Origin of the sequence: Massilia sp. WG5 (assembly GCF_001412595.2) — a bacterium.
Taxonomy (GTDB): Bacteria; Pseudomonadota; Gammaproteobacteria; order Burkholderiales; family Burkholderiaceae_D; genus Telluria.
The window spans coordinates 3,555,074-3,567,594 of sequence record NZ_CP012640.2 but is presented as its reverse complement, the minus strand read 5'-3'; the positions used below and the strand labels follow the sequence as shown (position 1 = coordinate 3,567,594).

The 12,521-nt window shown below is 66.3% G+C and carries 10 protein-coding genes; all 10 read left to right on the top strand.

Annotated elements, in window-relative coordinates; translation table 11 throughout:
* The 10 genes from AM586_RS15920 to AM586_RS15875 all read left to right on the top strand — a co-directional run bounded on the left by AM586_RS15920 (nt 1) and on the right by AM586_RS15875 (nt 12,518).
* Nucleotides 1-879 carry an XrtA system polysaccharide deacetylase gene (locus AM586_RS15920; RefSeq protein WP_197416497.1) on the top strand — a complete coding sequence of 293 codons (879 nt, stop codon included), beginning with the start codon at nt 1-3 and terminating at the stop codon, nt 877-879.
* Nucleotides 876-1,994, top strand: coding sequence for a FemAB family XrtA/PEP-CTERM system-associated protein (locus AM586_RS15915; RefSeq protein WP_052234253.1), 1,119 nt, complete (start codon nt 876-878; stop codon nt 1,992-1,994). Before AM586_RS15920 ends, AM586_RS15915 begins: the two co-directional genes overlap by 4 nt.
* A 6-nt stretch (nt 1,995-2,000) precedes the next feature.
* Nucleotides 2,001-3,197, top strand: a complete 1,197-nt coding sequence (locus tag AM586_RS15910) for a TIGR03087 family PEP-CTERM/XrtA system glycosyltransferase (protein WP_052234254.1) — start codon at nt 2,001-2,003, stop codon at nt 3,195-3,197.
* Nucleotides 3,194-4,744 carry an exosortase A gene (gene xrtA / locus AM586_RS15905; protein WP_052234255.1) on the top strand — a complete coding sequence of 517 codons (1,551 nt, stop codon included), beginning with the start codon at nt 3,194-3,196 and terminating at the stop codon, nt 4,742-4,744. The genes AM586_RS15910 and xrtA overlap by 4 nt, the downstream gene beginning before the upstream one ends.
* A 61-nt stretch (nt 4,745-4,805) precedes the next feature.
* Nucleotides 4,806-5,975: a TIGR03088 family PEP-CTERM/XrtA system glycosyltransferase gene (locus AM586_RS15900; protein WP_052234256.1), complete on the top strand. Its 1,170-nt coding sequence runs from the start codon at nt 4,806-4,808 to the stop codon at nt 5,973-5,975.
* Complete coding sequence (locus AM586_RS15895) at nt 5,963-7,861, top strand: XrtA/PEP-CTERM system amidotransferase (RefSeq protein WP_052234257.1); 1,899 nt, start codon at nt 5,963-5,965, stop codon at nt 7,859-7,861. The genes AM586_RS15900 and AM586_RS15895 overlap by 13 nt, the downstream gene beginning before the upstream one ends.
* Complete coding sequence (locus AM586_RS15890; RefSeq protein ID WP_052234258.1) at nt 7,862-9,115, top strand: TIGR04063 family PEP-CTERM/XrtA system glycosyltransferase; 1,254 nt, start codon at nt 7,862-7,864, stop codon at nt 9,113-9,115. It abuts the gene before it with no gap.
* Nucleotides 9,072-10,247 carry a glycosyltransferase family 4 protein gene (locus tag AM586_RS15885; protein WP_052234259.1) on the top strand — a complete coding sequence of 392 codons (1,176 nt, stop codon included), beginning with the start codon at nt 9,072-9,074 and terminating at the stop codon, nt 10,245-10,247. Before AM586_RS15890 ends, AM586_RS15885 begins: the two co-directional genes overlap by 44 nt.
* Nucleotides 10,240-11,541 carry a putative O-glycosylation ligase, exosortase A system-associated gene (locus AM586_RS15880; protein WP_082439362.1) on the top strand — a complete coding sequence of 434 codons (1,302 nt, stop codon included), beginning with the start codon at nt 10,240-10,242 and terminating at the stop codon, nt 11,539-11,541. Before AM586_RS15885 ends, AM586_RS15880 begins: the two co-directional genes overlap by 8 nt.
* The gene (locus tag AM586_RS15875; RefSeq protein ID WP_082439361.1) at nt 11,538-12,518 is read left to right on the top strand and encodes a polysaccharide deacetylase family protein; all 981 of its coding nucleotides are present in this window, start codon (nt 11,538-11,540) and stop codon (nt 12,516-12,518) included. The genes AM586_RS15880 and AM586_RS15875 overlap by 4 nt, the downstream gene beginning before the upstream one ends.
* Nucleotides 12,519-12,521: the final 3 nt, after the last annotated feature.

Sequence of the window (12,521 nt, the reverse complement as noted above, 5' to 3'; positions counted from 1 at the left end):
ATGTATGAACTCGCCCCGCGCCGCCTGCCGGCGCCGGGGGAACGCATCCGCAATGCGATGACCTGCGATGTCGAGGACTACTTCCAGGTCTCGGCCTTCGCACCCTATATCGACCGCGCCAGCTGGCCGGACCGCGAATGCCGCGTCGAAGCCAACATGGACCGCATCCTGGCCCTGTTCGAGCGCAACGGCGTGCGCGCCACCTTCTTCACCCTGGGCTGGATCGCCGAGCGCTATCCGCAGGTCGTGCGGCGCATCGTCGCCGGCGGCCACGAGCTGGCCAGCCACGGCTACGGCCACCTGCGCGCTTCCGACCAGACCCGCGCCGAATTCGCCAACGACATCCGCTCGAGCAAGGCACTGCTGGAAGACCTCGGCGGCCAGGCCGTGCTGGGCTACCGTGCGCCCAGCTTCTCGATCGGCCGCGCCAACCTGTGGGCGCTGGACGAGTTGCTGGAAGCCGGCTACCGCTACAGCTCCAGCATCTATCCGATCGCCCACGACCACTACGGCATGCCGGAAGCGCCGCGCTTCGCCTTCTACCCGAACGGCCCCGACGGCCTGCTGGAAGTGCCGATCACCACGGTGAGCCTGTTGAAACGCAACCTGCCGGCCGGCGGCGGCGGCTACTTCCGCCTGCTGCCGTATGCGCTGTCGCGCTGGATGATGGAAAAGGTCAACCGCGACGACCGCCAGCCCTCGCTGTTCTACTTCCACCCGTGGGAGATCGACACGCAGCAGCCGCGCCCTGAAGGCCTCGGCGCCAAGGCCCGCTTCCGCCACTACATCAATATCAACCGGATGGAGCGCCGCATCGAAGCACTGGCGCGCGACTTCGCCTGGGATCGTATGGACCGCATCTTCCTGAACCAAGCATGAACTCGATCATCGAAGCAGCACAACTCAAGCGCACCGCCCCGGCAGCAGCAACCCCGGCCGCCGGCCCGCTGACCCTGCACCTCATGCAGCCGAACGACCGCGCACGCTGGGACGCCTTCGTGCGTACCTGCCCCGCGGCCACCTTCTTCCACCTGTCAGGCTGGCAGCAGGTGATCGAGACCTCGTTCGGCATCAAGACCTGGTTCTACTACGTGCAGCAGGACGGCCAGATCCAGGGCGTGCTGCCGCTCGCCGAGATCAAGAGCCGCCTGTTCGGCCACTCGCTGGGCGCGATGCCGTTCTGCGTGTATGGCGGCCCGGCCGCATCCGGCGGCGCCGGCGGCGATGCCGCGCGCGCGATGCTGGACCAGGCCGCGCACGAACTGGCGCAAAAGCTGGGCGTGGGCCACCTCGAATACCGCGGCATGCAGCGCTTCCATCCGGACGACGCGTCCTGGCACACGAAGGAGCTGTACGTCACCTTCCGCAAGGAGATTTCAAGCGACGACGAGGCCAACCTGAACGCGATCCCGCGCAAGCAGCGCGCGATGGTCCGCAAGGGCATCAAGCTGGGCCTGAAGGGCGTGGTCGAGGACAACGTCGACCGCATGTTCGAAGCGTATGCGCACAGCGTGCACCGCCTCGGCACCCCGGTGTTCCCGAAAAAATACTTCGCCCTGCTGCAGAAGACCTTCGGCCCGGAGTGCGAAGTGCGCACCATCCTCACCGAAGACGACCAGCTGGTGGGATCGGTGCTGTCGTTCTACTGGCGCGACGAGGTCGTGCCCTACTACGGTGGCGGCATGGACATCGCGCGCAACGTGGCCGGCAACGACTTCATGTACTGGAACCTGATGCAGGCAGCAGCCGCGCGTGGCTGCCGGATCTTCGACTTCGGCCGCAGCAAGCTGGGCACCGGCGCCTACGATTTCAAGAAGAACTGGGGCTTCACCGCCGAACACCTGCCCTACGAGTACAAGCTGTACGGGGCACAAGCGCTGCCGGACAACAATCCGCTGAATCCGAAGTACCAGCTGTTCATCAAGATGTGGAAGAAGCTGCCGCTGCCGCTGGCCAACTTCATGGGCCCGTACATCGTGCGCAACCTGGGCTGAACAATCGTGGAAGACCTGCTCCTGCTGATCCACCGGATCCCCTACCCGCCCAACAAGGGCGACAAGATCCGCTCCTACCACCTGCTCAAGCACCTGGCGAAGCACTACCGGGTGCACCTGGCGACCTTCGTGGACGACCCGGACGACTGGCAGTATGTGCCGCACGTGCAGGCGCTGTGCGCGAGCAGCCATTTCGCCCGCATGAACCCGCTGCTGGCGCGCGTGAAGAGTCTTACCGCCCTGCTGAAGAACCGTTCGCTGTCGCTCGAGTACTACCGCGACGCCGGGCTCGCGCGCTGGGTGCGCGACACCGTGTCCGCGCACGGGATCGAGCGCGTGCTGGTGTTCTCCTCGGCGATGGCGCAGTATGCCGACGACTACCGCCAGGCGCGCCGCGTGGTGGACTTCTGCGACGTCGACTCCGACAAGTGGCGCCAGTACGCGGACAAGAAATCCTTCCCCATGAGCTGGCTGTACCGCCACGAGGCGGACCAGCTGCTGCGCTACGAGCGCCAGGTGGCGCGCGAATACGACGCCTCGCTGTTCGTGTCCGCCCCCGAAGCCGACCTGTTCCGCAGCCTGGCGCCGGAGAGCACGGCCAAGATCGGCCACTTCAACAACGGCGTCGACACCGACTACTTCTCGCCCGAGCAGGCCTACGCCAGCCCGTACGCGGCCGGCGAGCGCGCGCTGGTGTTCACCGGCGCGATGGATTACTGGCCCAACGTCGACGCCGTCCAGTGGTTCACCGGCGAGGTGTTCCCGCTGCTGCGCGCGCGCTTCCCGGACCTGCGCTTCTACATCGTCGGCGCCAGGCCAAGCCCTGCGGTGCAGGCCCTGGGCCAGCAGGCCGGCGTGGTAGTGACCGGCACCGTGCCGGACGTGCGCCCGTATATCGCGCATGCGGCGGTGGCGGTGGCGCCGCTGCGCATCGCGCGCGGCATCCAGAACAAAGTGCTGGAAGCGATGGCGATGGCGCGCGCGGTGGTGGTGTCGCCGCAGGCGCTGGAAGGCATCGAAGCGGAACCGGGCAATGAACTGGTGCTGGCCGAGGACGCGGCCGGCTTCGCCGACGCCGTGGCCATGCTGTTGCAAGGTCAGGACAGCGCCGCCGCCGCCATCGGCCAGGCCGCGCGCACCAAAGTCCAGCAGCGCTACAGCTGGTCCAGTAACCTTGCATGTATCGGGGAGAACCTGGAATGATCCTGAATCCGCCGCCCGGCGTCGCCAACGTCGCCCCTCCCGCCGCCGCGCCGCTGGCGCGTTCGGCGATTGTCCTGATCGCGCTGGCCCTGCTTGCGCCGTTCGCCCTCTACCTGGGCACGGTCGAATCGATCGTCTCGATCTGGAACAGTTCCGAGACCTTCGCCCACGGCTATGTGATCCTGCCGATCAGCCTGTGGCTGATCTGGCGCCGCCGCCAGAACTTCAGCCTGTATCCGCCGACGCCGTACGCGCCGGCGCTGGCCCTGCTGGCCGTGCTCGGCGCCGGCTGGCTGGCGGCGCAGCTGGGCGAGGTCCAGGTGGTGTCGCAATACACCTTCGTCGCCATGTTCCCGGTCGCCGCGCTGGCCCTGCTCGGCCCGCGCCTGGCCGGCTCGCTCGCCTTCCCGCTGCTGTTCCTGCTGTTCGCGGTGCCCTTCGGCGAAGTCTTCGTCGCGCCGCTGATCCAGTTCACCGCCGACTTCACGGTGGCGGCGGTGCAGGCCACCGGCATCCCGGTGCTGCGCAGCGGCACCCGCTTCGAGCTGCCGACCGGGAACTGGTCGGTGGTCGAAGCCTGCAGCGGCGTGCGCTACCTGATCTCCTCGATCACGCTGGGCTGCCTGTACGCTTACCTCACCTACCGCTCGATGGCGCGGCGCGCCCTGTTCATCGCCTTGTCGGTGCTGGTGCCGATCCTCGCCAACGGCCTGCGCGCCTACATGATCGTGATGATCGGCCACCTGTCGGGCATGGCGCTGGCGACCGGCGTCGACCACATCATCTACGGCTGGCTGTTCTTCGGCCTGGTCATGTTCATCATGTTCTGGATCGGCAGCTACTGGCGCGAAGACACCGATACCCCGGCGGCAAACGGCGCCGCGCCCCTGCGCGCGGAAGCCGGCGCGCCGGCGCGCGTCCCGATGATGGCCGTCTGCGTGGTTGCCCTGTGCGCCGTGTGGCCGGGATTCGCGCGCTACGGCGAGCATGCCAACCACAACCCGGCCCCGGTCCAGCTCGACCAGGTGGCGGTGAGCTGGCCCGAGGTTCCCGCCTTCGCCGACTGGAAGCCGGACTACATGGCGCCCGACGCCGCCGTGCACCGCAGCTACCGCCAGGGCGCGACGCCGGTGGCGCTGACCCTGCTCTACTACCGCAACCAGGACCGCAGCAAGTCCCTGATCAGCTCCCTGAACCGCCTGGCCGGCTACAAGGACGCCTGGCACGAGACCACGTCGTCCCGCCATACCGAGACCGTGGACGGCGTCGCGCTGACCGTGCGCGAGACCGTGCTGCGCCGCGACGGCCGGGCCCTGCTGGTGTGGGACTGGATGCGGGTCGGCGACCGCGACGTCACCAGCAACGCGGTCGGCAAACTGCTGCAGGCACAGTCGAAACTGTTGCTGCACGGTGACGATGGCGCGGCCGTCATGCTGTCCGCGCCCTTCGACGAACAGCCCGATGCAGCGCGTGCGACACTACATTCATTTCTGTTAGACAATTACAAAGTTATCAATTTAGCGCTCGACAACGCGCGCAGACACTGAAGCAATACGCCATGCGCACTACCTTGTTTACGGCGCCGCTGTACGCACCAAAGAAGAACCGATGACCGCGCCCCTGATCGTCCATCTGACCTATAGTCTCGACTTTGGAGGGCTGGAGACCCTGCTCATCGAGCGCATTAACCGGATGCCGGCCGAGGCTTACCGTCACGCCGTGGTCGTGCTGACCCGCAGCACCGACTTCGCTCGCAAGATTAGCAAGCCGGACGTTAGGGTGTATGCCCTGAACAAGCGCCCTGGCCTATCGCTGGGCACGCACGCAGACTTATTCAAGCTGATGCGCCGCCTGAAGCCGGCGATCCTGCACACCTATAACCTGGCCGCCATCGAGTATGCGCCGATGGCGATGCTGGCCGGCGTGCCGGTTCGTATCAACGGCCTGCACGGCCGCGACGCCGCCGATCCCGAAGGCCGCAACCCCAAGCACAACTTCCTGCGCCGCCTAATGCTGCCGTTCTACGACCACTGCTACGCCAATTCCGGCGACATGCTGGCCTGGAACCGCGAGGTGATCGGCGTGCCCGAACGGAAGAGCTGCCTGCTGTCCAACGGCATCGACGCCGAGCGCTTCCGCCCGCTGGCTGCGGACGAGGAGCGCCCGGATTTCGGTTTCGGTCCCGGTTGCCGGGTGATCGGCACGGTCGGCCGCGTGACCGACGTCAAGGACCATGCCGCCCTTATCGACGCCTTCGCCCTGCTTCGCGCGCGCCTGCCGGAGCAGGCCGCGAACCTGCGCCTGGCGATCGTCGGCGAGGGTTCGCTGCTGCCGGCGCTGCGCGAAAAGGTGCGCGCGCTCGGTCTCGACGGCCTGGTGTGGCTGCCCGGCGCCCGCTACGACGTCCCGGAGATCCTGCGCGGCTTCGACACCTATGCGATCTCCTCGATCGCCGAGGGCACGCCTGGCAGCGTCCTGGAAGCGATGGCCAGCGGCCTGCCCGCGGTCGGTACCCGCGTCGGCGGCGTGCCCGAGGTAATCGCCGACGGCGTCACCGGCCAGTTGGTGCCGCCGCGCGATCCGGACGCCATGGCCGATGCGCTGGCGCGCTACGTGCGTGCGCCGGCGATGGCCCAGGCCCACGGCGCCGCCGGACGCGCGCGCGTCATGTCCCACTATTCAATGCCGGCGATGGTCGCCGGCTACCAGGCGCTCTACGACAGCCTGCTCGAACGTAAAACCCCATTCAGGAAGCCCATCAAATCATGTGTGGAATAGTCGGCATTTTCGATACCCGCGGAGCGCGCCCGATCGATCCGGTGCTGCTCAAGCGGATGAACGAGACCCAGCATCATCGCGGTCCGGACGAGGGCGACATCTATACCGAGCCCGGCGTCGGCTTCGGCCATCGCCGCCTGTCGGTAATCGACCTGGCCGCCGGCCAGCAGCCGATGTTCAATGCCGCCGGCGACGTCGGCGTGGTGTTCAACGGCGAGATCTATAACTACCGCGAACTGGGCGCCGAGCTGGAAAAGCTCGGATTCCCGTTCCGCACCAACAGCGACACCGAAGCCGTGCTCCACGCCTGGGAAGCCTGGGGCGAAGACTGCGTGCACCACCTGCGCGGCATGTTCGCGATTGCGGTGTGGGACCGCAACAAGCAGACCATGTTCATGGCGCGCGACCACATGGGCGTGAAACCCTTCTTTTACGCCCATCTGCCGGACGACATGTTCATCTTCGGCTCCGAGCTGAAGTCGCTGCGCGCCCACCCGGGCCTGTCGCGCGAGATCGACCCGACCGCGGTCGAGGATTATTTCGCCTACGGCTATGTGCCCGAGCCGAAGACCATCTACGCCGGCGCGCGCAAGCTGGCGCCGGGCTTCTCGCTGACGGTGCGGATCGGCCAGCCAGTGCCGCAGCCGAAGCAGTGGTGGGATGTGCCGTTCAAGCAGCACGAGAAGATGACCGAGGCCGACGCCGCCGGCGAACTGGCGTCACGCGTGCGCGAAGCGGTGCAGAGTCAGCTGAAGGCTGACGTGCCGCTCGGCGCCTTCCTGTCGGGCGGGGTCGACTCGAGCGCGGTGGTGGCAATGATGGCCGGCCTGACCAATGAACCGGTGAACACCTGCTCGATCGCCTTCAACGACAAGGCCTTCGACGAATCCGAATACGCCGACCAGGTCGCGCGCAAGTACCAGACCAACCACCACGTCGAGACCGTCGACACCGACGACTACGCGCTGCTCGACACCCTGGCCGCGCTGTACGACGAACCGTATGCCGACAGCTCCGCGATCCCGACCTACCGCGTGTGCCAACTGGCGCGCAAGCGCGTGACGGTAGCGCTGTCTGGCGACGGCGGCGACGAGAACCTGGCCGGCTACCGCCGCTACCGCCTGACCATGGCGGAAGACGCGGTACGTTCCCGGATTCCGCCGGCGCTGCGCCGCAATGTGTTCGGTCCGCTCGGTCGCTACTACCCGAAAGCCGACTGGGCGCCGCGCGTATTCCGCGCCAAAACCACCTTCGAGTCGCTCGCGCGCGACCTGGTCGAGGGCTACTTCCATGGCGTGTCGATCATGTCTGACGCGATGCGCAAGCGCCTGTTCACCCCGGCATTCCAGCAGCGCCTGCAGGGCTACCGCGCGATCGACGTCATGCGCGGGCACGCCGCCAAAGCGCCGACCGACGATCCGCTGTCGCTGATCCAGTACCTCGACATGAAGACCTACCTGCCGGGCGACATCCTGACCAAGGTCGACCGCGCCAGCATGGCGCACGCGCTCGAAGTGCGCGTGCCGCTACTCGACCACGAGCTGGTCGAATGGATTTCCGGCTTGTCCTCATCGATCAAGCTGAAGAATGGCGAAGGCAAGTACATCTTCAAGAAGAGCATGGAGCGCTACCTGCCGCACGACATCCTGTACCGCAAGAAGCAGGGCTTTGCAGTGCCGCTGGCGGCCTGGTTCCGCGGCCCTCTGCGCCAGCGCGTGCGCGAGTCGCTGCTGGGCCCGATCCTGAACAGCACTGGCATCTTCAACACTGCTTTCCTGGCTGAGATCGTCGAGCAGCACGAGTCCGGCCGCCGCGACTACAGCGCGCCGATCTGGACGGTGCTGATGTTCGAAGCCTTCCTGCGCAAAGAAATGGAGGCGGCGTAAATGCGTGTCCTGCACATCCTGGATCACTCGATCCCGCTGCACAGCGGTTATACCTTCCGCACCCGCGCGATCCTGCGCGAACAACGCGCGCTCGGCTGGGAAACCTTCCACGTGACCGGTTCGAAGCAGCATTCGCAGGACATGCTGGAAGAAACCGTGGATGGCCTGCACTTCTACCGCACGTCCGCTTCGACCAGTCCGCTGGCGAAGCTGCCGGTACTGAACCAGAAGGAGGTGATCGACGGCCTCACCAGGCGCCTGGCCGAGATCATCCCGCAGGTCAAGCCGGACGTCCTGCACGCGCACTCGCCTTCGCTCAACGCGGTCGCGGCCCTGCGCGCCGGCCGCCGTTTCGGCATCCCGGTCGTGTACGAAGTGCGCGCCTTCTGGGAAGACGCCGCGGTCGACCACGGCACCTCGAAGGAATTCGGCCTGCGCTACCGCGCCACCCGTGCCCTCGAGACCTGGGCGCTCAAGCGCGCCGACGCCGTCACCACGATCTGCGAAGGCCTGCGCAAGGACATCGTGGCGCGCGGCATCCCGGCCGAGAAGGTCACGGTGATTCCGAACGCCGTGGAGATCGACAAGTTCGCGGTCGGCGGCAGCGCCGACCTGGCGCTCAAGGAACAGCTCGGCCTGTCGGGCGCGCGCCTGGTCGGCTTCATCGGTTCATTCTATGCCTACGAGGGCCTGGACGTGCTGCTGCGTGCGGTGCCGCAGCTGGTGACGCGCCTGCCGGACCTGCGCGTGCTGCTGGTCGGCGGCGGTCCGCAGGACGAGGCGCTGCGCCGCCTGGCGGAGGAGCTCGGCATCGCCGACAAAGTCGTGTTCACCGGCCGCGTGCCGCACGATCAGGTGCAGAAGTACTACGACCTGCTCGACGTGCTGGTCTACCCGCGCTTGTCGATGCGCCTGACCGACCTCGTCACGCCCCTGAAGCCGCTGGAAGCCATGGCCCAGGGCCGGGTGCTGGCGGCATCCGACGTCGGCGGCCACCTCGAGCTGATCGCCGACGGCAAGACCGGCGTACTGTTCAAGGCCGACGATCCTGCCGCCCTGGCCGGCAAGCTGATCGGCCTGCTGGAAGCGCAGGAGTCCTGGCCGGCGCTGCGCGCGGCCGGGCGTCAGTATGTCGAAACCGAGCGCAACTGGCGTGTCAGCGTGGCGCGCTACAAGAACATCTATGGCGGCCTGACCGGCTGCAAGCTGCATGAAGATCCTGACTTTCAGCACCCTGTTCCCCAACAGCGTTAAACCCGGGCACGGCATCTTCGTGGAGACCCGCCTGCGCCACCTGGTGGCCAGCGGGCGCGTGGAATCGCGCGTGGTCGCGCCGGTGCCCTGGTTCCCGTCGCGCCATCCGCGCTTCGGCGCCTGGGCCGCATGGGCCGCGGTGCCGCGCAGCGAACAGCGCGCCGGCATCGAGGTGCTGCATCCGCGCTATCCGGTCCTGCCGAAGATCGGCATGAACGTCGCGCCGGCACTGCTGGCCGCCTCGAGCCGCGCCGCCATCGGCCGCCTGCTCGACGAGGGCTTCGATTTCGACGTGATCGACGCCCATTACTTCTACCCGGACGGCGTGGCCGCCGCCATGCTTGGCCGCTACTTCAACAAGCCGGTGACGATCACCGCGCGCGGCTCGGACATCACGCTACTGCCGAACTACCGTCTGCCGCGCCGCATGATCAAGTGGGCGGCGTCCAGCGCCGAGCATATGATCACCGTCTGCAATGCCTTGCGCGAGGAAGTGATCGCGCTCGGCGTCGCCCCGGACCGCGTGACCTCGCTGCGCAACGGGGTCGACCTGGCGCTGTTCCACCCCACGCCGCGCCCGGCGGTCCAGGCGCCGTTCACCCTGCTCGCGGTCGGCCACCTGGTGCCGGTCAAGGGCCAGGAGCGGATCGTCGGCGCGCTGCCGCTGCTGCCGGAAGTACGCCTGCGCATTGCCGGCGACGGTCCCGACCGCGCCAAGCTGGTGCAGTTGGCGCAGGAACTCGGCGTCGCCGGACGCGTCAATTTCCTGGGCGCCGTACGCCAGCCCGAGCTGGTGCAGCACTACAACCAGGCCGACGCCCTGGTGCTGGCTTCCAGCCGCGAAGGCTGGGCCAATGTGCTGCTCGAATCGATGGCCTGCGGCACCCCGGTGGTAGCGAGCCGCGTATACGGCACGCCCGAAGTCGTGGCCGCGCCGGAAGCCGGCGTGCTGATGAACGAACTCAGCGCACGCGGCGTGGCCGACGGCGTGCAAGCGCTGCGCGCCGACTATCCGGACCGCGCCGCCACCCGCCGCTACGCCGAGCGCTTCAGCTGGGAAGACACCACCGCCGGCCAGCTGGCCATCTTCGAGGCGCTGGCCCAAAACAGGGGAGCCTACTGCCATGCGTGACATCGCTCTTAGCCTAATCATTTGCTTTCTGCTAGTGCAAATTCCGAAACGACCAGCAATCGGCGTCATGACCTTTGCGTGGCTTTCACTTATGAACCCGCACCGGCTTACTTACGGTTTCGCCTACAGCCTCCCATGGGTGGCGGCGGTCGGTGGTCTCACGCTGCTGTCGTTGTTCGCCCGTCCGGAGCAATTCAAGCTACCGAAGAACGCTCTTACGATAACCTTGGTGCTATTCATGACATGGATGACCATTACCACCCCTTTCGCATTCGAGCCGGATCGTGCTTGGGACGAGTGGGACCGTGTAATGAAAACACTTTTCTTCGCGCTGGTGACAATTGGCGCCATCAACAACCAGAAGGACACTAAACTGTTTGCACTTGTCGTCATTCTGTCTCTAGGCTTCTACGGATTGAAGGGCGGAATCTTCACTTTGCTATCAGGTGGAAGCAACCGCGTACTAGGACCGCCTGGCACATACATTGGCGACAACAACGATCTGGCGCTGGCGCTGCTGACCATCGTGCCGCTGGTCTGGTACCTTCACCTGCAGGAGCAGCACCGCTGGCTGAAATGGGGCTGGGCCGCCCTGGCCTTGCTGAGCATGGTTGCGGTAATCGGTTCTTATTCGCGCGGCGCCCTGCTTGGTTTCGGCGCCATGCTAGTCATGTTATGGCTAAAGAGCCGCAACAAGCTACGTACCGGCATAGTAGTTCTGCTGGTGGTGCCACTAGTGTACATCCTGATGCCGGAGCAGTGGTTCGGGCGAATGGGGACGATCAGCGAATATCAGGCCGATGGCTCGGCCATGGGCCGCGTGAACGCATGGCACTTTGCCTTCAACGTCGCCACACATAACTTCATGGGCGGGGGCTTCCGCTGCTTTACGCCGAGAATGTTCTGGCTGTATGCGCCGGAGCCGGCCAACGTCCACGCGCCGCATAGCCTATATTTCCAGGTGCTGGGCGAACACGGCTTCGTCGGCCTGGTGCTGTTTCTAGCCTTCCTTTTCTTTGCCTGGCGCACCGGCAGCCGGGTGCTGCGCTTCTGCAAGGACAAGCCGGAGCTGAAATGGGCTTCCGACCTGGCCGCGATGTGCCAGGTCAGCCTGCTCGGCTACTGTGCCGGCGGCGCATTCCTGACGCTCGCCTACGCCGACCTGTTGTATGATGTGGTTATAATTTTGGTATTATTGGAAAAAGTGCTCGTCTCGAAAGTCACTGTGCCACTCCGGCAGCTAGCGCCCGTGGCGGCGCCCAAGCCGCCTGTCCTGGAAAGCGGGCCGGCATGACGACGCTTCCCGTTCCCAGCAACCTGCCGGCGCGCCTGATCCGTGCCGCGGCCATGTTTACTCCATTCCAGGACGCCGACCGCCTGTGCGTGCTGAACTACCACCGCATCCTGGCGCAGCCCGACCCTCTTCTCGACGACGAGCCGACCGTCGAGACCTTCCGCTGGCAGATGCGCCTAGTTGCGCGCTACTTCAACGTGCTGTCGCTGCCGGACGCTATCGCCAGGCTGTCCGCCGGCCGCCTACCGCCGCGTGCCGTCTGCATCACTTTTGACGATGGCTACCGCTCGGTCCACGACCTGGCCATGCCAGTCCTGAACGAGTTCGGCCTGCCGGCCACGGTGTTCGTCTCGACCGCTTACCTGGACTCGGGCACGATGTGGAACGAGACCATTGCCGACGCGGTGAGGCGCCTGCCCGACGGCGCCGTCGACCTATCCGGCGCCGGGCTCGGCATGCGCGAACTGCGCACCAGCGACGACCGCCGGAACCTGCTGAACGAATTGACGGCGCATGCCAAATACATGCCGCCGGCGGAACGCCAGGCGCTGACCGAGCGCCTGATGGCGATGGTCGGCGGCGGTGGCGCCGACAGCCTGATGCTGACCCCGGAAATGATCCGGACCATGGCTGCGCAGCGCTTCGAGATTGGCGCCCACACCGTCTCGCACCCGATCCTGACTTCCCTTAGCGACGAGGCGGCGCGCCATGAAATCGAGCAGTGCAAGCGCGACCTGGAAGCGATCACCGGCGCCCCAGTGCGCTATTTCGCCTACCCGAACGGCAAGGTCGGCAAGGATTTCGACGAGCGCCACAAGGAGATGGTACGCAGCGCGGGCTTTGCCGCCGCTTTCTCTACCGAGGTGGGCCCAGCCGTACGCGGGGGCGACCTGTTCCAGCTGCCTCGCAGCCGACCATGGGACGCTAACCCCTTTTTGTTTGGGCTGCGCCTGCTGCGCTGGCTGGCCCAGGAGTAAACG